This is a genomic window from Edaphobacter modestus (assembly GCF_004217555.1).
GTDB lineage: Bacteria > Acidobacteriota > Terriglobia > Terriglobales > Acidobacteriaceae > Edaphobacter > Edaphobacter modestus.
In genome coordinates, this window is record NZ_SHKW01000002.1 from 37,125 (window position 1) to 61,709 (window position 24,585).

The window sequence follows — 24,585 nt, forward strand, 5'->3', positions numbered from 1 at the left end:
TGTCTACTTTGTTCCTTCTGGGTTTTTGACAGATCGTGTTTGCAACAGGAGAAGGAGATTGCCAAGCAGTCGCGTCGCGATCGGATCCTCACTGCCGATTTCCATCTCGCTTGCGATCAGAGTGCCTTTTCCCAGGCGGATCTGAAGAAGGGGCGATCCCCCAAACTCGGCCATCTGCTCCGGCCGCTTCAGGTAACCATGACGATCCATACAGTAGGCGAGGACACTCACGTCCCTACGAAGGTAACTGACTCTGTAAGTCCCGGAGCAGGCCTTTGGAATAGCGTCCCTTCCCATGTCAAACCAGCTGAGATCCAATGGAGTCAGACCTTCAAATGCGCTCGATTCCGGCCGCCACATCCAGGCATTCTCCCCTTCTGCCTTTCTGTAGCCCTGCACCTGATCCGGGCAAAGATCGGGCAGAGCGCGGCCCGGTTTTAGAAGAAGTGCTCTACCCCCTGCGTTGACGAAATCGCGAATCTGCTCCATCTGTTTCGTGTCTTGTAACAGGGTCTCCGCAGAGGAGACCACCAGGACTTCTTCGCTCGATGCCTCCGCAATGTGGGATATGCGATTGAATCGACCGGAACGAAATGCCGCGTTGATTGTCTGCGAGGGATCAAGAAGACAGAAGCGGTCCGCAGCTGTCATGCTTTGGTTCGCCCAACGCTCCGTGACGGCTGTGATGGAATATTCGTTTTCAGAGCGAGTCCTCTGGCCACTGAGGTATTCAAGATGGAATGTCGCGCTGGTTCTGTCCCGCGGCAGTTGTTGCGGCAGATGAATCTCTGTATCTACCCACACGTTGGAGTAGAAGGATGCCGGGGGGACTGCGACGAGGCCCGATGAAAGTACGGTTCCTTCGGATTGCATGCTCCATCGAACTTGGCCGGCACCGATGTCGGCGCCGTCACCGGAGTCATTGGCAATACAGATTCGAATACCGTACCCTCGACCCCCGACGAGGGTTCTTCCCCACAGCTCCGCGCTGACCAGTACAGGTTCCAAGGCTTTCTTGAGGGAATAATAGGACGGGTAGGGTTCGATCTGGTTGGCAGAAGTGACATTACGAAACCAGCTCACATAGGCAAAATGAAGGATGCCAGCCGACGTGGAGCGCTCCGATCTGCGGAAGGCTTCTGCAAGCTCCTTCGTGGACAGAGCCTGTTGTTCGAGGAAATAACGTGGATCGCGATGTTCGTAAGCCTCGTCCCCGACCATTGCCAGCGCCGTGTAGTGTTTGAAGGTGTAGAACCGGACTGCGTGTCCATCGTCGTTGCTCGAATAGCCGGTGGCCATCTCCTGGCTGATCAACGGCCGTAATTTGGTTGCAGACTGTTGACCGAATTCTCCGCGGAAGTAGTGGAAAAAGGAGCGTTCATACCATCCGAAATAGGAGTGACGATCGTCAATGTCGCCATCGTCAAAATGACGCGGGACGATAAGATTCTGATACTCCTGCGCGACTGATTTGCGAAGGTAACTGGAGTCGCAAACGACCGGGCGCGTGGGGTCGAGAGCTCTGATCGTGGACATCATGTCGTTCAGAACCTCCCATTTCTTCGTCAGCCTCTCTGGCTTTGAACGGTCCAGGACCTCAAATTTCATCTCGTTGTTGACGGTCCAGAACAGCAGGGACGGATGATTGCGAAATTGTCTGATGAGCGAAGCGAACTCCTCTTTCCATGCCTTCAGCAGTGCAGGATCCGGGGGGTCACCTTCAAGCATCAGCCAGGGCCATGTTCCTTCAAACGAAACCCCCATTCCCAGCTCGTCGCAGGCCTCCAGCCAGGTCTTGGTAAACGGCGCCGTATGAGACCGGGTGACGGCGACATTGCCTTCACGGGCGAGCGTGACGAAGCGTCTCGCCAATTCAAGGTCGTTCGGAGCAAGGGCGTGAGGAAAGTGATTTGCTCCGCGCAGCCAGTAGGGGCGGCCGTTGAGCAGTAGACGATTGCCTTCAACCGTGAAGGTTCTGAAGCCGAACGTCGTGCTGTGTCTGTCGAGCACCCGACCTTCGCTCGAGAGTGTGATCTCCAGTTTGTAGAGGTTTGGAGAGTCCGGGCTCCACGGCTTGCACTTCAATGCCGGTGTTTCAAAGTGTTGGGTGGAGCTGCCGGGACCAAGCCGGGATGTCTCCTTATGGAGCGACCCGTTATCTGAGGCTGGGCTGATCTCGTAAGAGAGATCGACGGCATGCTCTGGAGCTGGCCGGCGTAGAGTCACCGAGAACTGCAGCCGGTCCAGGGAGGGACGGAGACAGACCTCATCGACCGAAGTCGGTTCCATCACTCGTAAGTGAACGGGCTGCCATATCCCGCTGGCTTCCGCCGGATACATTCCGTGCGGCAGGGAATTGAGCATCGCCTCAGTCACTTCCACCGTGACCGCAACGCCGCTGACAGTATCGCCGCCATGGGATTGTGCCGGTTGACCGATAACGTGCACTGCGATCACGTTGTGCCCCGGCCGCAGGACCTCCGATATATCGCAGACCACCTCTGCGAACATCCCGGTGTGCTGGCCGACTTTGGTTCCGTTGACAAATACGGTGGAGATCTTGGCCACCGCGTCGAAGCAGAGGACTACGCGTTTGCCGGACAATTCGTTCGGGACGATGAGGTGATGCCGGTACCAGCCGCTCTTCGTCTTGCGCCAATCGAACGTGTAAGAGTCAAGACGAGCGATCTCCGCAGCATAAAGATTGTCCGCGATACCCTTCGTCTCCGAAACTCCGGGTAAGCTGAATCCAGCCTCGTGGTGGAGCCAGGTGAGAGTGGGTGTCCACATCCGGGGAACATCGAGCACGTGCCACTGGTCGTCACAAGAAGTGGGTACCTCAGGTCCAGCGCCCTGTGGCAGCTCGTGATCCGGCACGAAGAGCCACTGTCCATCCAACGCTATGTCATAACGCGGTCCCTGGGCCGCCTTGATCGTCAGGGGGCGGTAGGCGGCGCGAACGTCTCTTCTCTTCGAGGCACGATCCGGCGCGCTCTCCTGACGGTATTGAGACCCGATCGCGAGGAACCTTTCCAGGCATTGGCCCGCTAAAGGCTCCGTCTTCACCTGCCGAAATTCGGCAGCGAGCCATCCGCCGCCGAGCGAGACTGCGCCTCCATCCCAGAGAGCTTCCTTATCCTCTACATTGATCGACGGAACAGGCTCGTCTCCAACGTAAATATGGATGCGTCCCCCATGCGTCTCTGCGCGCAGGCGGTACCACTTGCCAACCTCAGGGCGGAACGGCAGACGGGCAACGCCTAGAAAGCGATTTCCGCCCTCCGGCGCATATCGCGCGAGATAGACATCATTATTCGCTCCTCCGCGAAGGCCAAAGAGATAACGGCTGTCCCGGTCCCGGCATCGGATAGCCGCCCATACCTGGACCTCATGGGCATCTTCCGGTGCACGGCCTTCGAAGCTGAAAGAGCAGCTCTGGGGAGCGATGTCTCTGGACAAGATGAAACCATCTTGCAGCCGGAGAGCACTCGCTCCGTAGTCCGCGGTCAGCCGGCCACAAACCTCCCAGCCCTGGCTGGTGAAGAGATCACGAGCAGGGTCCGAAATCTTCTGTACGCCGTCGTTCTTGGATGAGTCGAGTGGGAAAGCCATCAGATGGCGCGAGCTGGCGGTTGCCAACGCCGCAGCCATACTTTGACCGATAAACGTTCTTCGCGAAAGCTGTTCCATTTGTCAGAGGCCTCGATTCGAACCGTTGCGACGGACGGAAGATGAGGCCCAGCCGTCACGCGTCGCAAGTGTCTGGCTACCCAATGTCATGGTCTGAAGAACTGGCCGAACGGCGCTCCTCTGGATTCCGAGGTGCGCGTGCAATCGACCCATTCTTGGCATCGGTTCGCCCAGGCGTTGCTTGATCGGATCGTAAGATCGAGAGATTGCAGGGCCGTAACAGTTTGGGCAGGCAATCGATCAAGCGCCGCAAGCAGCTTCCAGCCTGTTAGCCAGGCGATAGCCTTTGACATTCAACAAGTCCTCCGAAGGTCGCAAACCTAAAAATCCAGACACTCTTCCGCAAGAATCTCCCCACGTCTTCAGTCGTGCGGAATTAGTCGAGCGTTTTCAGGGCAGAAGATTGCGCACAGCCCTGCCACCCAGCACGAGTATGAGCCTCCAGCCCTCATGGCACAACGTTAGGAGGCCATTTAACGTCGAGCTACATGATTCATTCTTCGGTGGTTAACCCGTAGGCACGCTCCTTACAGTACGAACATGACAGCGCATGCGATTCAGCGTCACTTTGCCGGGTTCTCATATGCTTTTTTGTGCTTCGGGTTGCATATGGAACCAGCTGGGGGGGCCAGACTGCCCATCCTCCTTTTGAAGGAGCGGCTACAGAACAAAGTGAATGGCCTCGGAAACTGTCGAGGTATCGTTCGATATACACTTTCAGCGAATTCAGATGGACAGCCCCGCATAGCGGCCCTCTGTTCATGGTCCGGTTGTGATGCGTTTTGGGCCAGCAAAGTTGGAATCGCAGAATAAATGAGTAACTCCTCAATAACACGCGTCCATTGACCAAAGGGTGATGCAATGTGCTCGGTTAGGCCCGTTGCGAGAACCAGATTGGAGGCGATCAACAGAGCTGGACCGAGCTTTTGCCGATCCACCTGCATACCTGCCTTAGCAGAGCAGAATGCTTGAGATCAAGAAAGGGCGCTGAACACTTGCCTCCGGTGGTGAGGAAGAGAGTTGACGTTCGGTGCGCAGTAGAGATCTGTGGAGCTGGGATTATCGCATTCGGGACCGGGGCCTTCAGAGTAACGTCTGATCCATGCGGATTATGTCAACGGACCGATTGGTCCTGATCTATATTTTGTTGTTCTGTTATGTGAGTCGATGGGTGAGCAGAATGGGATGTCACGAGCGCCATGGGCAACAGCCACGATTCGATATGCGTGGTCTGGTTACGGTAGATCACCACATATGCTCCTTCTGAAAAGAAGAGCAGGGGAAAATTGGTCAGGTCCCGGCGCTTGTGTCCCATGCCCGGTCGCTCGGCTAATACTTCGAATAGGCAGAACAGCTTATCCATCAACTGATCTGCAGCCTCAATGCTATTCTCTGCGATGTTATTCCCACGTCTCAGGCAAGGCAAAGACAACAAATTGGTTGTGTGTACCAGCTTCAGTAGTGGTTGCTTTGGCCTTGCCTCTCGGATGAGCTACACCGCTCGCCGCTGGAACTGCAATGTACTCACGTCCGTTGACCGAGTAGACGGCCGGAACTCCCACTGCCTTCTCTGGAAGATCCCCCTCCCACACTGTCTGGCCCGTGTCCGCATCGATCGCGATCAGCTTCTTCAAGCGCGCCTCCGGAACAAAGAGCAACCTGCTTGCTGTAATAGCGATGCCTACCTTGTTCGTGTCTCCGGTACCTGTCTTGATACCTTTGATCGGATAGCTGGGATCACTATCGACCGGAACCTGCCACAGAAGTGCTCCCGTATTCATGTCATAGGCGGAGAGTGTCGTCCACGGCGGACGCATGACTCCATTTCCTGATTTGGAGTACCAGTAGCCGTAGTCTGTGCGCCAGCGCGGCTCGCCCTCCGCCAAGCCCTTCATCGCCTTGCGCGGTGGCGCGTCGCTGGGGACGAAGCCGTTGTTGATGTAGGTCAGAAGATCCGTCATCGATTGCCCAGTAATACTGGGGAAACCTGGCATCGGCGATTTGCCGGCATGAATGTAATCGATCAGTTCTTCATTATTAAGACGGTTATTGACACCGATGAGTGATGGAAAAGTGGGTGGGTGACCGGTACGGTCTGCACTGTAGCTTTCAAGTTTAGTTGGCGCACTGTTTCAGAGCTATTTGGCGTAATGTTTCAGGATTATTTGGCGTACACGGCGTCAGCTTGTGCCAATCACAAGACTGTCCCGCGCCGCTTCAACTACTTCATTGGAGACGAGGTGAAGGTCGTTAACTTGTAGAACCCGTTCGATTTGGGTAAGGAGTCGAGTCAAGAGCCTGAAGTTTCCGCCGGTCATCCGTATGAGGCTGGCGACAACCTCCGGGATGAGTTTTTCATCGGGAAGCGTAACGCCCGCGGGAGTCCAGCGCTGATCGAGTAGTTCTTGCACTTGGTTGGCATCCAAGGGACGGAATTCATGGACGAAACCGATACGCGAATAGAACTGCGGAAATCGGGCTATGCGCTTCTCGATGCCGGGCATGCCGATCAGCACCATGCCGGCGGTTCCCTCGTCGAAAATCGATCTCATTTGTTCGAGGCTGTTCATCTGGAGGCGATCGGCCTCGTCCACAAGGATTAAAGTAGTCGGGTCTGACACTGCTCGTTGTTTAGCTTGATATTGCTTGTATGTCTCAAAGTATGTCGGATCGACCGCAGGGCGGTCGCACGGAGAACAGCCTGGTTTGTCCATGATTTCCCTACGACTCTTCTCGTCTTTAAGTCTGATCTCCTCCAGAACCATCGTCGCTTCCCGCCGAATAGGGTCCAGTACGATACTCATCACCCTTTCTCGCGCCATCTTGATGTCGTTTTCGACCCTGGAGGGAGTATTGATCACAGAAGTTGTATAAAGCAGGGTGTCGACAGGGCGATCGTCTCTTACTTCGCTTGTCCAGCGATCGCGCGGAACGATCTGATCCGCGCGGCTGTAGCGCACAGCGGAGAGTGTTTTGCCGATGCCGGGTGGTCCATAGCATAGCCCGATGTAGCGGAAGTGACGACATGCATCGCAGAACTCAACAAATCTGCTGTGTTCGATCGTCTCGACAAACGCGCGGCTAGCCACACGAATGCTGATGGTGAATCTCTTCAAGCCGCTCATCATGGGGAAGCCTGTGTCGCAGGAATGGCTCACAGAGATGATGGCTGTGATTCGCAGAGAGAAGCGGAGAGCGGCACAAGAAGTGCGCCAGCAATACTCGGATGACAGGGCAGGGGGCCAATAAGTATGGCGACACAATGGGGACGTAAAGAGACGATCATCTGGCCGCCACACGCGCCGATTATGAGCTATTCAGCCATTGCTGTGGCTTTGCTTTGCACGCTATTTTTCATATGGCAACGCCTCAATGTTTCTATGACGCCGCTCCAGCAGAGCTACATCACGGAGTACGTTCGTTCGCAGGTTGGAGCCACGTTCAAGGGTTCCCAGAACTATCAGCTCGTGTACCTGGCCGGGGACAAAGTGAAGCCCCGGCTCGCCCTGCCCGTCGATCTTACGGATGGAAAGACAACGCTTCCAAACGGAAAAACAGTGCCTATCGGACTGTCCGAGTTGGCATCAGTTCAGGGCTATCGCTGGTTCTACCGCGCCCCAGCTCAAAAGCTTCCCGACGCCTCTATGACCCGCTGGCTTCGTGGCGCGGTTTACAACGACAAGGGCTTGCTGGAGCTGTTCATGGTGAGCTTCATTGAGGGCGGAATCTGCCTCAGTGCGATGTTGTTCTTTGCAATCCCCAAGGACCTGAAGAGGTTCAAACAGATGAAATATGGTCGCGTCCTGCGAGGGCCGACGATGCTCTCTCCGGCTGAATTTAATAAAGCGGCCAAGGGTGACGGCATCGGGTTCAAGACCACGGAACTCGGCAAAATGATGAGAATTCCTGAGCGCAAGGAAGCCCAGCATTTCCAAATCATGGGCGACACAGGCGTAGGAAAAACCCAATTGATCATGCAGATCCTTCGGCAGATCAGGGACAGAGGGGACTCTGCGATTGTTTATGATCCGGCCTGTGAATATGTCCAGCGATTCTATGACGCCAACCGTGGCGACATCATTCTTAACCCACTGGACGAGCGTTGCCCGTACTGGGGTCCGGCCCAGGAGATGGAGACGAATGCCGAGGCCGACGCCATCGCCGCGTCCCTCTATCAGCCGACGACGGACGCGAAAGACGAGTTTTTTCACCAGACGCCCGCACAGATTTTTGCCCATCTATTAAAGAAGGGACCATCGCCGCATCAGCTCGCCGAGTGGATGGCAAACAGCGATACGCTTGAGCGTCTTGTAGCCGGAACCGAGATGAGCTTTTACATCGACCGGAAGGCTGGACCGCAGCGAGCCGGTGTCCTGGCTTCACTAGGATTGGTCGCTAAATCCTTCAGGCTCCTGCCCGAAAAAGAGGAGAGCGCCCGCACCTGGAATGCCCGGACCTGGGCCAAAGAGCGAAGGGGCTGGATCTTCATCACGTCGCGTCCACCCGAGCGGGAAACCCTGCGTCCATTGCATTCGCTCTGGATCGATTTGCTGGTCATGCGGCTTCTTAGTGCCCCGCAGCCGGGACAGCGGCAAGTCTGGTTCGTGATCGACGAGTTGGCCAGCCTGCAGAAGCTCCCCCAGCTCCACACCGCCATAACGGAGAACCGTAAAAGCAAGAACCCTCTCGTGCTTGGATTCCAAGGCAAGGCGCAACTTGAAGTGATTTATGGCCATCTGGCTGAGGTCATGTTGTCCCAGCCTGCGACCAAAATCTTTATGAAGACCGCAGAGCCAAAAGCTGCCGAGTGGATCTCCGAGGCTATCGGCAAAGTCGAAATCGAAAGGCTCAAAGAAACCAAGTTCGACGGGACGCGATCAGGACACAACTTCAGTCTGGACCGGCAGATTGAGCCGCTGGTCATGGGGTCAGAGATCACTGGATTGGATGACCGACACGCCTATCTGAAACTTGGGAACAATGTTGCTCGCTTCGATTTTGACTATTTAGACCTATCTACCCCGACCCCCGGTTTCCTTCCACGCAAGCATTCAGATGGCGGGATGAGTTTTGATCCGGACACGCTCGAACCACGTCACCTTTCGTTCGTAGATAGGGATGACGAGGACGACGATTACGAATCAGAAGATGACTCCGAGATGACGGCTGGTCAGCCCGTTTCCGAAGCATCGACGAGTGGCGCTCCGATCGCACACGCAAGGAAACCTCGACCGATTCCATGGCCGAAAGAGAACGACAATGAACCGGCTCGCGCCGGCGAGACGAACCGGCTCGCGCCTACCTCTGGTATTCAGCCTGTAAGCCCCACATCCTCGCCAAAGAATGAAACCGAAACGGCTCAGCAGATCCTTTTTGCTGACGGCACTCTTAACCCCGAAGGCCCAAGCCTTGAGATAAGGCCATAATCCCATGCTCAGTATTTCCAACGCACTTAATGCGTCCCAGGCAAAGACCTACCATCAGATGGACTATGCCTCCGCAACCCAGAGTTATTACAACAAGGGCGGAGAGGTCAAAGGTGAGTGGAACGGCAAGATGGCGGCCTCTCTGGGACTTTCCAAAGAAGTGAGCCCGCTCGCGTTCAGTCGGCTTGTGGATGGACAGCATCCAGAGACCGGCGAGCAGATGGTTCGGCATCGCCTGTCTCAGCAGTATGAAAACCCGGACGGTTCCGTAACTAAAGCGGTCGAACATAGGGCGGGATGGGACGCGCAGTTTGCGCCGTCGAAGTCGGTTTCCTTGACTGCACTTGTAGGCGGTGACGAACGGATTCGAGAAGCGCATCGCGAGGCTGTTAAGGTGGCTCTTTCCGAATTGGAGAGCTACACCCATGCGCGAATCGGCGGTAATAAACCTGCCGAATCGACCGGACGCTTTATCGCCGCCACGTTCGAACATGACACAGCCCGCCCGGTAGATGGTTACGCCGCCCCCCAGCTCCACACGCACGCCGTCATCTTTAATGTCACCGAACGCGAAGACGGTTCTACTCGCGCTCTACAGGAAAGGCCCTTCTTTGAGAGCCAGAACTATGTGGGCGCGGTCTATCAGGCCGAGCTGTTCTACCGTTTGAAAAACCTCGGTTACGAGATCGAGCGAGGGAAAAGTGGAGCGCCCGAGATCAAAGGCTATTCCTCGGAGTACTTGGAGGCCTCCAGCCAGCGCTCGCAGAAGATCCGCGAGCACATGGAACAGGCAGGGGTGAGCGGTCCTGAAGCCGCTCAGATCGCCGCCCATGCTACCCGTGAAGGCAAACAAAACCTGACTCCGCAAGAAGTCTTAGAAGCCCACCGAAAGATGGCCGCTGAGTTTGGAAACGAGCCGCAGCGCGTCGTTGAAGCAGCCCGCGCCCGTGCCAATCAGCAGGAACAGCGACCCGAAAACACCACTCATGCGAAAGAGGCCATTAGCTTCGCCCGAGAGAGCATCTTCGAGCGAGAGGCCGTCGCCGACAAGCGGGCCATTCTTACGACCGCCCTTCGTCGCGGCATGGGAGAAGCGACCTTTCGCGAAGTCCGAGACGAGTTCCAAACACAGCGTGAGAACGGCAGATTTCGCTCCGTCGAATCGCAGAAATATGACTCGGAACGCAGCTTCACGACGCCCGAGACCATCGCGGCAGAACGCGCCAACGTGAAGTACGTACTCGATGGCCGTAACTCAGTGAAACCGATCATGGGAGCGGAGCAAGCAAGGCATCAGGCGAATACAAAGGACTTTCTAAATCAGTCACAGCGGCAGGCGATTGAAGAGGTCCTAAACTCTTCTGACCGTATCCACGGTTTGCAGGGGCTCGCAGGGACCGGCAAGACAACTACGCTAGAAATCATCCGCAAAGGTGCGGAGACCGAAGGCTATAAGGTGGAGGGTTTTGCTCCCACGTCGAAGGCTGCGGGTCAGCTGCGCGATGCCGGAGTCGATGCGACGACTCTCCAGAGCTTTCTGTCTCGGAAGGTGAAGGCGACCCCCGACGAGCCAGAGCCAAAACACCTCTACATGCTCGATGAGTCCAGCCTCGCCAGCACACGGCAGATGCGAGCCTTTCTCCAAAAACTGAAGCCAGAGGATCGGGTTCTTGTGATCGGAGATACCCGCCAGCACCAGGCCGTGGACGCCGGGCGACCTTTCCAACAGATGCAGGAGGCGGGGATGCAGACCTCGCAGCTGGACAAGATTATGAGGCAGAAAGATCCGGAGCTATTGAAAGCCGTCCAACATCTCGCCAGCAATGAAACCGTCAAAGGAATCGAACTGCTGGCAGAGCAGGGAAGAATAACCGAGGTTAGAAGCGCTCAGGAACGGATTCAAGCCATTGCAAAGGACTACGCAGCCCGTCCAGAAAACACCATCATCATCTCTCCCGACAACAAAAGTCGTCAGCAGATCAATGAAAGCGTGCGGGCTGAACTTTTGAAGACCGGAACGCTCTCCGAAGACGGAAAACAGCTTCGGACCCTGTTGCACCGCTCTGATATGACCGGCGCGGATCGAACCTGGGCGGCACGGTATAACCCCGGCGAGGTTTTGCAGTACACGACGGGCAGCAAGACCGAAGCCATCGACCGCAACAGCTTCGCTACAGTTCGCTCCGTCGACGCCCGTTCCAACATGCTTACGGTCGAGAAGCAGGACGGAACAACCGTCAGCTACGACCCTAAGCGACTCCGTGGAGTGAACGTCTTCACCGAAATTGAACGCAAATTTGCAACTGGGGACAGAATTCAATTTACAGCCGGAGAAAAGAAGCTCAAAGTCTCGAATCGAGATCTCGCGACCATCGTAAAGCTCGAGGACGGTAAGATGACCGTCGAGCTGGACGGCAAGACCAAACGAAAGATCACCTTTGACACGGAGAAATTTCGCCAGTTCGACCACGGCTATGCTGTGACCTCGCATAGTTCCCAGGGGCTCACGGCTGGTCGCGTGCTCGCTAATATAGATACCGACTCCTCTCGCAGCCTCATAAACAGTCGCCTTGCATATGTTGCGATCTCTCGCGCCTCCGAAGACGCTCGCATATATACAAACAACGCTGAAACCCTAGGACAAAGGCTTGCAACCGACATCAGCAAAACGGCAGCAGTCGATTTCCGTCCTTCCACGGAACAGACCCGAGAAGCCGTCGATGCGTTCCGCAGCAATGACCCAGCCAAGGCGACCGAGCTATTGCAAAATCAGGAGCGTGTCTACGAATACGCTAATCCAGATCACCGGGTCGCTGCGGTTGCCCTTGATTACACAGCCCGTCCCGACCGCGCTGTTGTCGTCGTGCCGGACTCGGCCGAGCGAAAGGAGCTGACCCAGCTCATCCGCGCCGAGCTACAGGCGCAAGGCAAAATATCGGCCGAAAGCCATTCCGTTCCCGTCCTGGTCGAGCAGAAGTATTCCAACCCTAAACTTGCGGCTAGTTACTTCCCCGGCGATCAGATTCACTACCGCACCGGCAGCCCCTCCATTGAGGGAATCCCGCATGACAGCGCCGCGACGGTTCTTAGTACCGATGCCAAGAAGAACTTGCTCACGATAGAAACTCGCGACGGCGAGCAGGTCTCTTATAACCCAGTGCAACTCCGACAACAGACCAAACAGAGCACCGTCTACCGGCAGGGAGAGCTTGACCTGGCTGTAGGCGACCGGATCGTTTTCACCCGACCAGATCGTGAAAATCGCATTCGTTCCGGCGATTTCGCCACGTTGGAAAAGGTCGGAGATAACAATGCTCTTACCGTCCGCATGGACAATGGAAGGGAAGTGACCCTAGAAGCTGAGAAGGCGAAACATATCGACTACGGTTATACCGTCGAGACGGCGAAACGGTTGTCAGCAGACCGGATCGTTCTCACTGGTGATAGTGCCCAGCTCGCAGAACAGCAAGCCGCTCTCACAAAGCTTAATCCCAAAGTTCGCGATCTAGCGATCTACACATCCGACAGCGCAAACGCTTTGCATAAGGACCACGGCATTGCTAATGGGAGCCTTCTCACCAAGGAAGGAATCTCCAATGCTCCAAATCTCGGTAGTCTATCGGAGCCATCGAGCCCGGCAATCGAACTCGAAGGCTACGGAATTGGAATGTAAGATCACAACCCGGCTCCCTGGGCCAGAAAGCAGACGATCCATGACGCACCTTCCCCACCTGAGAACCATCGCCTTGCTAACGCTGATTACCGGCACGATCGGAGCGCAGACACAGAAGGCACCGCCGCCGACAGACTGGCAGATCGAGGCACAGGTTCAACAGGCGCTAGCGAAGGACACTGCTTTCAAGGGGTCGTCCATCATCAGCGGAGTTAACAAAGGCGTCGTCACCCTCACCGGCAACGTGCGCAGTGAAAGTGAGAAAGCCCTTGCCTCTCAGGACCTTGCCAATATCGAAGGCGTAAAGACCGTCCTTAATAATCTCACCATCGTAGATAACCGTTTCCACGCACCAGCACCCTCCACTCCAACCGGACCCACAGGCCCGAAGGTCGTCACTCTCGCCCAAGGGACTGCCATTCCAATTCGTCTCACCGACGAAATCAACACGAAGACGGCAAAGGCCGGAGACTCTTTCCACGCCACTACAGCCGCTAGCGTCACACTAGCGGGCTTCACAGTTATTCCTGCCGGAACACCTGTCACTGGCCGAATCATGGAGGCCAAGCCAGCAGGCCGACTCAGCGGAGCAGCTGAACTGGCAATCGAGCTTGTGAGCCTGCGACTCCCAACGCCCGAAGGTGCGCAGGATATTTCGGTGGTGAGCCAAGGACTTTCCAGCAAGGCAGCTGGCCGAGGAACCAATACAGCGGCTAAAGCGGGCGGGGGCGCCGCCCTCGGTGCTGTTGTCGGAGCACTTGCAGGAGGAGGAGCGGGGGCGGGAATCGGTGCCGCTAGTGGTGGAGCGCTCGGACTGGGAGCAAACCTCATCACCCATGGCAAAGAGATCGACTTAAAGCCCGAACAGCTTTTGCAGTTCCGCACCGCCGCACCCCTGAATGTAACGATCATGCTTGAGAACGGGCATCAGGTACTCCCAACTGCCGCTCCCGGCGCTCAGCTTCAGACCCGATCCGCTACAGGCAGTTCGCCTCAGTAGTTGGATCTTTGGCAACTCAAACATCTAAACACCTAACCGTCGAGGCGGTTGGAATGTGGGAGACGCCGGCAGCATCGGCGTCTTCCAAGAGACTGTGGGAAGAGTGGGACAGCCTTACCGTTCCAAGCTTTCCATAGTCACGCCATTTCCACGGCCTAGCAATACACTTGGATCATTGAGCATCATGCTCGAAACACTTTATAAATCCTCGAAACCAGATGTTTCCATCTGGGAAGGCGAATATCACTGTGCGGGTCTTAATACGTCAATGATGAAAGCCTGGGACTCGCCGACCAGGTAGGTTGAGTTATGAGGAGTATGCATGCACGGTGTGCGTAGGCAGTATGCAGAGCGGCGCTGTTGAGTCGCCGCCCTGAGACCAACTACCAACTTACGATCCATCCGCCGGAGGTCCATCTCCACTACCTAAGAGTCCACCTCCCTGTAGCTGAACATAGAAGCTTACGCTAGGAGTAGAACCACTGGTGTTCCCTGTGTACTCGTACGTCGGTTCGGCATCGATCGAGTATTGGTTGTTGCTTGTGTCCCACGAAAGCTTTGCCCCGGAGACAGAATCAAACCAATAGTGGCAGCTTCCCTTAAATCCAACTCCATCCATTGTCCAACTCGCCTGCCCGCCTGCCGCAATCGATGCGGGAGGCTGGGTAATAAATTCACCATCTTGGATTTGGATAGAGGCTGGGTCAAGAGTCAGTTCTAAAACATTTTGATTGTAAAAAGTGATGTCTAATTTGGTTTTTTGCACAAAATCGACGCTTATAGTTGCCTCTGTGCCACTCCCTCCCGTGTATGTAATGTTGTAGTCAGAAGAAGGATTACACGACACCGAATAAGTGTTACCGCTTGATATTGGATTGGACCATTCGACCGTAAGGCTACCACCGCTAGAGAAACCATAAGAAGCGTACGAATTGCTGTACCCTTGGAGTGATGACACTTTCTGAATCCATTGCACTTGTTGTCCTGGCTGAATTACGCTTGGCGGCGCGACATTGTGTAGAATGGAATCTCCCTCACAACTAAACCCTGTTCGATTCAATGTCAAAGACGTATTATTGTAAAAATTCACTGTCGTGGATCTGTTGAAGTCGATTTTCTCGCTCATTATCTACTCCTAAGCTCGTCGTTGAGGATTTTGTAACAAAGATATAAGCGTGCGATTATCTATCTAGATATAGACAACCGGTGATTAGTGCAACGGTACATTGGTATATGTACTTTTGGTATTCCAAGCATTTAGACAATGCTAGTGAACGGCCTTTATCCGAGCGACAATTCACTCCAGAATGAAGGTCAGGCGCGCCATCGTGGGTTTCCTCCCCTGAGCAAGCAAATGCTCATAGAAATCGTGGAACGGCCCACTGCTGCTGGCTCTGGTGGCTGCACCCTTGAAAATATCTTTGAGGTCGTGATTGTGGTCCTGATTCAGGCCACGAAGCGTTACCGGTTTCTTAGAGCGTTGTAGTTGTCCTTCGACCACGCGGTATTGTGCACTGTCATGTGTTTCTAAGCCCAGACCACTGTAGGTCCACAGTTGTCGTTTGGTGCGGAACCGGTGCGGGGTCTGGATCAGCGCGATCAGCAGGGCCGCGCGAATCGGGCCGATCCCAGGAATCAGGCCAAGCAGTCTCCATGTCTGGTGCTTCTTGCTTTCCAGCAACAGATCCCGGCGTATCTGCTGGTGCAACAGGGCGTTTAGCAGTACCTATCGACTAGCACGTCGATTCTGGTTCTTCAGCCAAGCCCGCAGGCCGCGCTCCGCGACGCCCGGCCCGAACATCCGGAACTAGTCCGGCAGGCCAGCGAGCGAGCGCAGCAGCGGCACGCTGTCTTTTGCGATGATGCCGTTGGGCAACTCCATCATCTTCTTCAGCGCCACGTCCCGGCGCTCGCCGAGCTTGGCGCGGTCGTCGGCGGTCAGCCCCTGCATGACCTCCTTCAGACGCGAGGCGCCGAGGTTGGTGCAGTAGGCGGCGCTGCCCGGCTGTTGGCGCCAGGACGCGTCAAGACCGCCGGCGTCGACCCCGTCGAAGCCGATCTCCTCGATTAGGCCGATCACCACATCCTTGGCCCGCTGGTCATCGCCCGCAACCGGCAGGGCGAAGCGCTCCGGCGAGCCCTTGGGGCGCCCTTGATTTCGGAGGCTGTCAAACGAGATATTGTTGAACGCCTTGACGACCGGTCGTCCCAGCTGCTCGGCGACCCACTTCGTCTCGGGCATGCCGCTTTCCAACGGCTCTATGCGTCCGTCACGCATGGAATAGTAGTTGCCAGTGTCGACCACGATGAGGTCGTGGCGTGCGCCATCGAATAGATTGACCGGAAATTGTTGGATAGCCTTCATCGGCACCGAGATAATCAGCACGTCTGACTGCTTGGCGACATCGACGACCGACATCGCCCTCGCGCCGACCTCCTTCGCCAGGTCGGCGAGAGTCTCGGAGCCGCGGGAGTTTGCGATCCGCACGGTATGCCTCGCGTCCTTGAGCTTTCGTGCGAGGCAGGCGCCGATGTTGCCGGCGCCGATCAGACTGATTTCCATGGTTTCTCCCGTTCTAGATGGCTTTGCGTCCGTGCGGCTCGCCCCTCTGGCAGACCGTCGGCGGTGATCAACTTCTTAAGGGCGGCTTCTTCCTGCCGCGGAGCTGATTTACTGCCCTGAAGAAAGACTAAATCTATGGTGATTAACACGCAATAACGCACGAAAAAGTGTAATACTAACCTTTAAGTAACCATGAAAAAGACGAAACAAACATTTACGCAAACATGTTCCACCGTGGAACTGGAAGAAGCGCTCAAAGTGTTGGAAGGGCGATGGAAGATACTCATTCTCTTCCATCTCTTCAGCGCACCGGTGCTGCGGTTCTCGGAATTACGCCGCGCAGTGTCCGGGATATCTCAGAAGATGCTGATTCAGCAATTACGTGACTTGGAAAAAGATGGCGTGGTTCACCGCAAGGTATATCCGGAAGTGCCACCCAAGGTGGAATACATGTTGACGAAAGATGGGGCGGCTCTTCGTCCGGCGCTCAAGGCGCTTAAGTCCTGGGCAGGATCACGAAAGATACCGTCTTCGGCAAAGAAAAAGCCTGCTAGTTAAGCAGACTTTTCGGTGACTCGGGTTTAGATTGCCTGCCCTGGATATAAGGTCTTGGACATACCTTCTTGTGAATACGCCCTGTTTACCTCGATGGGCCTTGTCGTTCGGAATCTGACTGCATCGAGCCAGATTAATTGATCAATTCAAGTTGCTGTGTAGCCGAGCTTCTCGGACAAGTCTTTTCGCCGTCCGTCCGGACCCCTGTGAAGGCGCCCTATGCCGCGCCAAATAGCGTTGAAGAACGACCGCCACTTATCTCTGAAGGTCACACTAATTTCCAATTTCGGCCCCAAAATTGACTTTTCGCGGTTTTAGTCAAAAACACCCATGTACGATTTTGGACGTTTGGTGGGATGACCCTAAATACACTTGAACCAGCAGCGGCACCTGGGGAGGGGCTCATGGCCATTGATGAAATCGGAACGCTAGCCGATCGCTGCAATGTTTCTCGTGGCCGAGTCATCATCTGGGAAAAGGAAGGCCGAAAGGTCTGTGCTGTGTGCTGCGAACCTGTCATCGTTGCGAGTTATATCCAGCCAACGCACGTGGATTTCCGCGTGAAGACACACGAAGCAAGGATCAGCGCCTAGGGGAATTCAAAACGACAATAGCACCACCGTCAACGGAGATGCTATTGTCTAAGTATACTTTCTAAGTTATTGATTCTACGTCTGATAAGTCGGTTTATGTATAGTGAAGCCGTAGACGCATAGAAACGTAGCGACCCAAGTCGAGTGGCCCCCGAAGAAAAGCACAGCTGCCAGTATCCTTATCGAAGGCATTACTCCTTATTTAGGGTAAAGGTTTCGGGGTTGGAGCCTGTCGAGATAGAGGTTTACATCAGTTGAACGCGGTTGAAATCGAAGAAGCCATCTCGCAGCTCGCGGAGCAGCCATTTGACGCTGCGAACTTCGCGTACTCCTTTCTAGAAGCCTTTGGCAACAAGGAGACGACGATCAAGCGGCTGCGCGCTGGGGCTACCAACAAGTCCGACCTCGGCGGCGTTCTCCAGACCGGCAATATCCACATCGCGACTTGCGACCAAGGGCGCGTCACGCAGACTCTCCGGACGCTTAGGGACAGTCCCGCGACAGCCAAGGCGAAGGCGAAGTTTGTTCTGGCGACCGACGGCGTGGACTTTGAGGCGGAAGACCTGGCGGGCGGAGAGACCGTAGCTTGTTCCTACGGGGACTTCCCGAACCATTTCGGCTTCTTCCTGCAGTTGGCCGGTATCACTACGGTCCAGCAGATCAAAGAGAACTCGTTCGATATCCGAGCAACGAGCCGCATGAATCGGCTCTATGTTGAACTCCTTAAGGACAACCCGGAGTGGGGTAAGTCCGAACGCCGCCATGACATGAACCAGTTTATGGCGCGCCTCATTTTTTGTTTCTTTGCCGAAGACACGGACATCTTCATCGGCAAGGGCCTATTCACCAGCACCATCGCCCAGATGAGCGAGCGTGACTCATCGAACACCCATGAAGTCATCGGCGCACTCTTTCGGGCCATGAATACGAAGGTTGGGGGGCGAAAGAGCGCTGGGCTCCCCAACTGGGCTGATTCATTTCCGTACGTCAACGGCGGCCTGTTCTCAGGGAATATGGACGTACCGCGCTTCAGCAAGATTGCGCGCTCTTATCTGCTGCATATTGGCGGCCTCGACTGGACGAAGATCAATCCCGACATCTTCGGCTCCATGATTCAGGCGGTCACGGAAGATGAGGAACGCGGCGCTCTCGGGATGCACTACACCAGCGTGCCCAACATCCTGAAGGTTCTCAATCCGCTTTTCCTCGACGACCTGCGCGCAAAGCTTCAGGAGGCAGGAGACAATCCTCGCGCTCTGCTCAACCTGCGCAAGCGCATGGCTAAGATTCGTGTCTTCGATCCGGCCTGCGGCTCTGGCAACTTTCTCGTAATCGCGTATAAGCAAATGCGTGAGATCGAGGCAGAGGTAAATCGGCGGCGCGGTGAAGCCGAACTAAAGAGTGACATTCCCGTCGAGAATTTTCGTGGTATCGAGTTGAGAGATTTTCCTGTAGAGATTGCACGTCTCGCTCTTGTCATTGCCGAATACCAAGCTGATGTCCTATACCTGGGTCCAAAGCTAGCATTGGCCGAATTCTTACCTCTGCGTTCTGAAAACTGGATCACGTGCGGTAATGCGCTCCGTCTTGACTGGTCAAGCTTGATGGATGTTGGAGGGACGGGTGTCAAATTGGTCGCCGACGATCTCTTCAGCACGCCCCTCAACCAGGCCGAGATCAATTTCGTGAATGATGGTGGAGAGATATACATCTGCGGAAACCCACAATTCAAAGGTGCCAGGAAGCAATCAAGGGCACAGAAGGAAGATATGGCATTCATCTTCAACGGCCATAACGATTTCAAAGATTGTGATTACGTAACAGCATGGTATCTGAAGGCCTCTGAACTCCTACAGAGTTGCAATGCAACGTTTGCATTTGTTTCAACGAGTTCAATTAGCGAGGGTGAGCAAGTCGCACATCTTTGGTCACGCCTTTACGAGGCAGGTTGCCACATCAAGTTTGCACACCAGGGATTCAGATGGCGAAACAACGCGTCGAATAACGCTGTGGTCCAGTGTGTCATTGTAGGGGTCGGTCGAAGTAAGCCGACCCGATGCATCTTATTCGACGGAGATGTCAAACGAGAAGTAGATTCAATCTCCCCGTATTTGATAGCCGGAGAGGAGTTGTATGTCGAAGCTCGCGATTTAACTCTTTGCTCTGAATTCGGAACTATGGTGTCCGGCAGCATGGCGCGTGATGGTGGCAATCTCATCATGACCTATGCCGAATCATTAGATCTACTCAGGAAGGAACCCTTGTCGTGGCCACTACTTCGCATTTTCCTTGGATCGCAGGAGCTAATCCACTTTCAAGATCGCAGATGTCTCTGGATAGAAGATGACCACCTGGAACTTGCCAAGTCGGTTCCAGAGATCAATGAGAGGATTGAGAGCGTCAGATCCTTCCGGGCCGCGTCTTCAGCAAAGACAACCAAGGGATACTCTAGCATCCCTCATAAATTTGCTCAGCGTGCTCACAGAGAGACCCTGTCCATCGCGATTGCTAAAACGTCATCTGAGACGCGAGAGTATCTCCCGGCGAACCTATGCGACGAGAGCATGATCATTTCGGATGCAGCATTTGCGATATATGCTCCGTCATTATGGGAACTTGCATTGCTGTTATCAAAGTTACATCTCGTTTGGATTACAACCGTATGCGGCAAACTGGAGAGTCGCCTACGATATTCATCGACGTTAGGCTGGAATACTTTTCCTGTGCCGACATTGACGGAAAAGAATAGGGGCGATCTAATGCACGACCAACTTTAGCGATTCCCAAGAGGCGGTTAATGCGGGCGTCTCGTTGGGCGTTCCGATCTATGATGTGCCTGTTCAACTCGGAATTAAGTTCACCGACGAGCAAAGAAAAGTCTGGAGAACCGCTCATTGCAGCAACAACACTGGAGATAAGGAAAGTTTTTCTTCCCTTGTGCTGGCAATGAAACAGGCCGCCCCTGAAATTTTGCAGGCATGGACGGCCTGCATTCAGAACTCTTGTGGGGGGCCGAAAGCTGCGCTTTCATGTTCCGTCACTAGCAAAATGAATGGAGCCTTATTCAAAGCGAATTGGGATCACACGGCCGGCGATACCCTGGCACCAAAAGTTGAATTCTTTCAAGCGTACGATGCCAAATGCAGTCCGCCGATACGTCAAAGCCAGACGATTAGCGAAGCCGGTGTTGTTCTAAATTGCAGCATACCCGTAAACCAAGAAGCTGTTTTCATTCTCCAAACGACCCGAGGTACGTGCGCACCGACGGCATCTGGCAGAACCTCTGCCGAGACGTTCTCGGGCAAACAGGTTCTGACAACGCCCAAAAACTACAAGGCTGAAAAAATCCTATTCACAGATGGCGCAGTTCTTGTCACGAACGGCAATAAGGTGACTTTCGACTGCGCTGAAATGGAATTCCAAGGCGCCCCCAAAATTATCTCTTTCGAGCCGGGAACAGCAGCAGGAAGATCAGCGGCTCCAATTCTTATTAAAGCCGATCGCATAAGTGGCACTTCGTTACAGATCATAAACACTGGCGAACCAGGGGCCGATGGAGCCGCGGGGGCACCAGGTGCCCCTGGAGCAAGCGGAAGACAAGGAACACAGAGGGACTTCGATATCACCGGAGCCCATGGAGGATCTAATGGGACTAGCGGAGGAACCGGAGGAGTGGGAGGCGACGGTGCTCCAGGCCAAGCGGGCGGCAACGGAGGGACTGTCATCTTTGATGTCAGCTCAGGAGTAAGGTCGGGCGCGATTCCACGACTCGATATCAAGGCAGATGGAGGAAAGGGCGGCGCCGGCGGCCCTGCGGGCCCGGGCGGCCCGGGCGGGGCGGGTGGCGCCGGAGCTCCCCCGAAAGGCGCTGCAGGAGGTACCGATGCAGGAAGTCCTGGTGCTGCAGGCCCTCCAGGCCGCGTCGGCCAAGCTGGCGCAGATGGCGCCAGCGGTCAAATCCTGGATTATCGGGCTGCCCACTGACTTAGGTAGGAAATTGCACCTGTGAGAGAGGGGCGGCTGATCGAGCGTGCAGAGAGTGTCAGCTCCATCGCGTTCCTAGATGGTTATGCGCTCGACTTCGGCGAGCGTCAATGTGTCACCCGATCGATCATAGAGCTTCGTCGTGCGCGGGCTTTCATGTGCGGCGATGGCTTGCGCGCCTTCGATGCTGCCACCGTTCAGGAGATAGGCAGTGATACCTGTCGCCCGAAATGTATGGCAATTCGACTGACTTCCCATTTCAGCAGCAGCGCAGCGGCGCTTGATCATGCGGAACGCATCGACACGGTGCATTCGGTTCGCACCTAAAACCCGCTCTTTTGTCATCGAACGCCATAGAGGGCCTTGAGGGGGGTGCCCGAGTACAGCCAAATAGGCGTCGAGATATTCTTCCGCAAGATGATGCGCCGGCACGGCATGAGCTTTGCCGCCTTTCTCGGCCAGCCGCAGCCACCATCGCTTACCCTGCTGGTAGTAATCGCCGACGTCCATTCCAACGACAGCCGATACGCGCGCGAAGCTATAGACCATGACGCCGAGGAGAGCGCGATCGCGCAGGCCCGCCGGCGTCGATATGTCGATACTGTCAAACAGCGCTCTTGCTTCGTCCGGCTGCAGCACGGGCGTTTTGCCGACCTTTACGACGTGCTTAGGCCCCCGCACCGACGCGGCGGGATTGAAAGGCAGGATCCCGCCCGTCACCATGAAATCGAACATCATGCGGATCGCGGCCAGATGCTGCTTGACCGATGGCTTCGCCATGTCGTTCGCCAGCAGCGTTTCGACATAGGCGGCGACAAACACCGGCCCGATGCGGTCGAAGCTCAGGCCTTTGTCCTCGCACCAGCTCAGGAACGCGCCGACAGCCCGGCCATAAGCCAGGCGCGTATTGCGGTTGCGTATGGTCGCGGTGAAGAATTCGATGAAGCGATTGGAGGCGCGTTCGCCAGCCGCAGCGATGATGGCCGGCAGGGCCAGACCCGCCGATGAATCGGACGACAGGAAAGAAGCTTGTCGTGCGATTAGCTCTGTCATCGGAAACTATCCGGGCCGGGAAAATCTTCGTAGCCCGCGATCATGACTGTGCCAACCCGGCCGACCGAACCGACATGACCAACCTGGCTGCGTCCTGCAAAGCTGCTGGCCCGCCTTGATCCCTTGGAAGTGTTGGTGATGAGCTTGCCGCTTTTCAGCTCCCCGAGATAAGAGCCATCGGAGCCGAAAACCTCGTCGCCTCGAAAGCGTCCAGCCTCGACGCCGTTCAGCGTGAAAAGCGAATCGCCCTGACGCTTGCCAAAATATGTTCCGCCCCATGTGTACAGACTGCTCATAGCGGCCTCCGCAAGTGAAGTAACATAACGTCCTTTATGTTACTCAATCCATCGACCTTTGAGAGCCCCGAGGAACCCCTTCTGTAACATGCTCGAATGGGTAAAAAACAGAACATCGTGATTGGCTGCTGTTTCTTCGCCGTCGCTTTGCTCCTGGCCGTCTACGGTGCCGGCTTTTCCTGGCGCGCCGTGATCGTGACCGGCGGCGCATTCTTTCTTGCCGGCGTCGGCCACGAATTCTGGAAGAGCGCCCATGCGCCGCAGCCGTTCGCCCGGTTCCAGTTTCGTATCGGGATGAACATCGGCGAAGCGCTTCACGATGCCGGCCTTTACAACGACGCGCTCTCGGAAGCCGCCGGCCTTATATCGAAGGACATGCCCGGTCGTGGCTGGATCGTCTTCACCTGGCTAGAGCCGGAACTTTTCTACGTCAACACGACAAACCATTATTCTTCGACGTTGGAAATCAACATTGATCTTCCGGCGTATGGCGACCGCGTCAGCAAAAGGACTTTCGAGCTTTCCGACCAGATCGAGATGCGCACGACGACGGAGGGCTACGAGCTGGCATTACTCACGCGGGAGCAGCTTTATTCCTTACATGGCTCGACACGCGGCAAAGGCCTAGTGATGTTCATGCTGCCCTATAAATTCTTTTGGGCGTTGCAGCGTGGCTATGAAAGCCACGACAAAGCGCGCGAGATTCTGACCGCCGCCGGCTTTACCTATCAGTCTGATGCCGAAGTCATGAGCGCATGGGACTATCGCAACAAGTACGGTTCGCTTCGCTGGTGGGACGTATGAGGCTCATCATCGAGCGGGCCGGCCTGCTCCTTCTTGTCTTTGCATGCGCATCGGCACTGCATTACTACGGCGGGTTACGCTACGAGGCGGCCTGGCTGATTGGCGGCGCATTCTCGCTTGTCGCAATATGGCTTTACATCCTGAAGGACCTTGCCACTTTCAAACCCTACCGCCTTGTCATCGGCATCAACTATGACGGCCTATGGGAGGATCTGAAGCTCGCGCCGACCGACGGCCCGAAGTTCGAGAACTTCACTTTCACAGCACTTAGCGCCGCGATCTTCGCCAGGTCGGACGACCGCGACTACAGCACGAAGCTGGACCTTTACAAGCAGATACCGTGCGGCGCGGCGACCTGGACGCCCGGGATTGGTGAAATCAGGAACGGCCCGAAGTTCTTTTTCCGGCCGGTGCGCGACGGCTATCAGTTCGGCATTCATGTACAGGATGAAAGGTGGAAGCTGCACAGCGCCCAGCTTGCACCGATGCTGCGTGACCTGCCTTTGTCCTACGGCAATGACGTTGTGCTGGGCCTTTTGCCTTACGGCTACATGCCGGAACATACCCGCCATTGGAATGAGACCATTTCCCTTTGGTACGGTTTCGACCGGAAACAGCGCCAGTGGAAGAAGCGCCTGCAGGACCATGGCTGGACGTACAATGAGGACGACCCCACCCACATAAAGCATCGTTACCTTGGCATCGGCTACAGCGACGTTTAGCCGTTCTTTCCCCGAAGCGTGGGTATGGCATTCCTCTAGTCCAAAGCTCGGACATCGCGCTCATTGATTACGCGAAAAGGGTTAATTATGTCGAGCATGGACATCGTCATAGGAGGTGTCCCCCATTTCGTGCTTATCTTGAATTGAAAGAGCCATCTGAAAGCCTGAGGTTAATTTAACTGGAATCGTTTAAATGTCGATATCAGGAATGTTCACGATCCTCGCG

At 55.4% G+C, this 24,585-nt stretch carries 17 protein-coding genes and 2 pseudogenes; 10 read left to right on the top strand and 9 right to left on the bottom strand.

All coding sequences use genetic code 11. The features are described from left to right. Window positions 1–3: 3 nt before the first annotated feature. From BDD14_RS26030 to BDD14_RS26045, 4 genes are all read right to left on the bottom strand, one after another. Window positions 4–3,690 (bottom strand): glycoside hydrolase family 2 protein, encoded by a 3,687-nt coding sequence (locus BDD14_RS26030; RefSeq protein ID WP_130423692.1) that lies wholly within the window; start codon window positions 3,688–3,690, stop codon window positions 4–6. A gap of 1,114 nt (window positions 3,691–4,804) precedes the next feature. Further along, window positions 4,805–5,125: a type II toxin-antitoxin system RelE/ParE family toxin gene (locus BDD14_RS34735; protein WP_423201815.1), complete on the bottom strand. Its 321-nt coding sequence runs from the start codon at window positions 5,123–5,125 to the stop codon at window positions 4,805–4,807. Continuing rightward, window positions 5,091–5,651 carry an outer membrane protein assembly factor BamB family protein gene (locus BDD14_RS26040; protein WP_165420299.1) on the bottom strand — a complete coding sequence of 187 codons (561 nt, stop codon included), beginning with the start codon at window positions 5,649–5,651 and terminating at the stop codon, window positions 5,091–5,093. Before BDD14_RS26040 ends, BDD14_RS34735 begins: the two co-directional genes overlap by 35 nt. A gap of 219 nt (window positions 5,652–5,870) precedes the next feature. Continuing rightward, window positions 5,871–6,806: an AAA family ATPase gene (locus BDD14_RS26045; protein WP_242618291.1), complete on the bottom strand. Its 936-nt coding sequence runs from the start codon at window positions 6,804–6,806 to the stop codon at window positions 5,871–5,873. A 135-nt stretch (window positions 6,807–6,941) separates the two neighbouring features. Here BDD14_RS26045 and BDD14_RS26050 point away from each other — a divergent pair, with 135 nt between their 5' ends. Genes BDD14_RS26050 through BDD14_RS26060 form a run of 3 tightly spaced genes read left to right on the top strand, consistent with a single transcriptional unit; the run spans window position 6,942 to window position 13,789 of the window. Next, window positions 6,942–9,116, top strand: a complete 2,175-nt coding sequence (locus BDD14_RS26050; RefSeq protein ID WP_130423698.1) for a type IV secretion system DNA-binding domain-containing protein — start codon at window positions 6,942–6,944, stop codon at window positions 9,114–9,116. Window positions 9,117–9,120: 4 nt separating this feature from the next. Further along, window positions 9,121–12,789, top strand: a complete 3,669-nt coding sequence (mobF, locus tag BDD14_RS26055; RefSeq protein ID WP_130423700.1) for a MobF family relaxase — start codon at window positions 9,121–9,123, stop codon at window positions 12,787–12,789. Between the two features lie 40 nt (window positions 12,790–12,829). After that, window positions 12,830–13,789: a BON domain-containing protein gene (locus BDD14_RS26060; RefSeq protein ID WP_165420300.1), complete on the top strand. Its 960-nt coding sequence runs from the start codon at window positions 12,830–12,832 to the stop codon at window positions 13,787–13,789. A 391-nt stretch (window positions 13,790–14,180) separates the two neighbouring features. On the opposite strand, the gene BDD14_RS26065 is transcribed toward BDD14_RS26060, so the two are convergent. The 3 genes and pseudogenes from BDD14_RS26065 to BDD14_RS26075 form a co-directional block, all read right to left on the bottom strand. Next, entirely contained in the window at window positions 14,181–14,915 is a 735-nt protein-coding gene (locus tag BDD14_RS26065) for a hypothetical protein (protein WP_130423704.1), read from the bottom strand. Window positions 14,916–15,086: 171 nt separating this feature from the next. Beyond that, complete coding sequence (locus tag BDD14_RS26070; protein WP_165420301.1) at window positions 15,087–15,470, bottom strand: transposase; 384 nt, start codon at window positions 15,468–15,470, stop codon at window positions 15,087–15,089. Window positions 15,471–15,596: 126 nt separating this feature from the next. Continuing rightward, window positions 15,597–16,376 (bottom strand): annotated as a pseudogene (locus BDD14_RS26075) (NADPH-dependent F420 reductase); the annotation flags it as partial. A gap of 168 nt (window positions 16,377–16,544) precedes the next feature. Between BDD14_RS26075 and BDD14_RS26080 the strand changes: the two are divergent. From BDD14_RS26080 to BDD14_RS26095, 5 genes and pseudogenes are all read left to right on the top strand, one after another. Then, window positions 16,545–16,910 carry a winged helix-turn-helix transcriptional regulator gene (locus BDD14_RS26080; protein WP_130423709.1) on the top strand — a complete coding sequence of 122 codons (366 nt, stop codon included), beginning with the start codon at window positions 16,545–16,547 and terminating at the stop codon, window positions 16,908–16,910. A 401-nt stretch (window positions 16,911–17,311) separates the two neighbouring features. Then, window positions 17,312–17,500, top strand: a complete 189-nt coding sequence (locus tag BDD14_RS26085; protein ID WP_130423711.1) for a hypothetical protein — start codon at window positions 17,312–17,314, stop codon at window positions 17,498–17,500. Window positions 17,501–17,754: 254 nt separating this feature from the next. Continuing rightward, window positions 17,755–18,171, top strand: a pseudogene (locus BDD14_RS34740) (type IIL restriction-modification enzyme MmeI); the annotation flags it as partial. Between the two features lie 27 nt (window positions 18,172–18,198). Beyond that, complete coding sequence (locus BDD14_RS26090) at window positions 18,199–20,277, top strand: class I SAM-dependent DNA methyltransferase (RefSeq protein WP_207231898.1); 2,079 nt, start codon at window positions 18,199–18,201, stop codon at window positions 20,275–20,277. Between the two features lie 895 nt (window positions 20,278–21,172). Beyond that, window positions 21,173–21,484, top strand: a complete 312-nt coding sequence (locus BDD14_RS26095) for a hypothetical protein (RefSeq protein WP_130423713.1) — start codon at window positions 21,173–21,175, stop codon at window positions 21,482–21,484. A 75-nt stretch (window positions 21,485–21,559) separates the two neighbouring features. Here the strand turns inward: BDD14_RS26095 and BDD14_RS26100 are convergent, their stop codons facing one another. Both BDD14_RS26100 and BDD14_RS26105 read right to left on the bottom strand, forming a co-directional pair. Continuing rightward, entirely contained in the window at window positions 21,560–22,537 is a 978-nt protein-coding gene (locus BDD14_RS26100; RefSeq protein WP_130423715.1) for a tyrosine-type recombinase/integrase, read from the bottom strand. Then, window positions 22,534–22,833, bottom strand: coding sequence for a hypothetical protein (locus tag BDD14_RS26105; RefSeq protein WP_130423717.1), 300 nt, complete (start codon window positions 22,831–22,833; stop codon window positions 22,534–22,536). The genes BDD14_RS26100 and BDD14_RS26105 overlap by 4 nt, the downstream gene beginning before the upstream one ends. A gap of 96 nt (window positions 22,834–22,929) precedes the next feature. On the opposite strand from BDD14_RS26105, the gene BDD14_RS26110 reads away from it, so the two are divergent. Together BDD14_RS26110 and BDD14_RS26115 are read left to right on the top strand one after the other, a co-directional pair. Further along, a complete protein-coding gene (locus BDD14_RS26110) occupies window positions 22,930–23,637 on the top strand; it encodes a hypothetical protein (RefSeq protein WP_130423719.1) in 708 nt (235 codons plus the stop codon). Further along, window positions 23,634–24,359 (top strand): hypothetical protein, encoded by a 726-nt coding sequence (locus BDD14_RS26115; protein ID WP_130423721.1) that lies wholly within the window; start codon window positions 23,634–23,636, stop codon window positions 24,357–24,359. The genes BDD14_RS26110 and BDD14_RS26115 overlap by 4 nt, the downstream gene beginning before the upstream one ends. Window positions 24,360–24,585 lie beyond the last annotated feature (226 nt).